This window comes from Arthrobacter pascens, assembly GCF_017052465.1.
GTDB lineage: Bacteria > Actinomycetota > Actinomycetes > Actinomycetales > Micrococcaceae > Arthrobacter > Arthrobacter pascens.
The window spans coordinates 1-866 of sequence record NZ_JAFHKT010000044.1; the positions used below are offsets into that span (position 1 = coordinate 1).

The following is an 866-nucleotide window of genomic DNA, read 5'->3' on the forward strand; positions in this document are numbered from 1 at the left end:
CTCGAAATCGCCGTGTCCGGGGACCACCTGGACGCCTGGCGCTGGGACGAACCCGGCTACGCCGAATCCAAACTCGCCGTGCTGGAGAAGTACAACCTCAAAGTCTGGGCCATCTCCAACCACCTCAAGGGCCAGGCCGTCTGCGATGACCCCATCGACTTCCGCCACGAAGCCATCGTCGGGTCCAAAGTCTGGGGCGACGGCGACCCCGAGGGCGTCCGCACGCGCGCGGCCGAGGAAATGAAACACACCGCACGGCTCGCCAAGGCCCTCGGCGTGGACACCGTCGTCGGATTCACCGGCTCCTCCATCTGGCAGTACGTCGCGATGTTCCCGCCCGTCCCGGAGAAAGTCATCGACGCCGGGTACCAGGACTTCGCCGACCGCTGGAACCCCATCCTGGACGTCTTTGACGAATGCGGCGTCCGGTTCGCCCACGAAGTCCACCCCTCCGAAATCGCCTACGACTACTGGACCACCGTCCGCAGCCTCGAAGCGATCGGACACCGCGAGGCGTTCGGGCTCAACTGGGACCCCTCCCACTTCATGTGGCAGGGCATCGACCCCGTCTCCTTCATCTGGGACTTCAAGGACCGGATCTACCACGTGGACTGCAAGGACACCAAGCTCCGCCCCACCGGCCGGAACACCGTCCTGGGCTCGCACCTGCCCTGGGGGGACCCGCGCCGCGGCTGGGACTTCGTTTCCGCCGGACGCGGCGACGTCCCGTGGGAATCCTCCTTCCGCGCCCTCACCGCCATCGGGTACACCGGCCCCATCTCCATCGAATGGGAGGACGCCCGCATGGACCGCCTCCACGGCGCCCCCGAAGCCCTCGCCGCGCTCAAGAAGTTCGACTTCCCCGC

The 866-nt window shown here is 67.1% G+C and carries 1 protein-coding gene; it reads left to right on the forward strand.

Going from position 1 to position 866, the window contains the following annotated elements:
* On the forward strand, positions 1–866 hold an 866-nt coding region (locus JYA52_RS00200; protein WP_205651155.1), incomplete at both ends, for a sugar phosphate isomerase/epimerase family protein.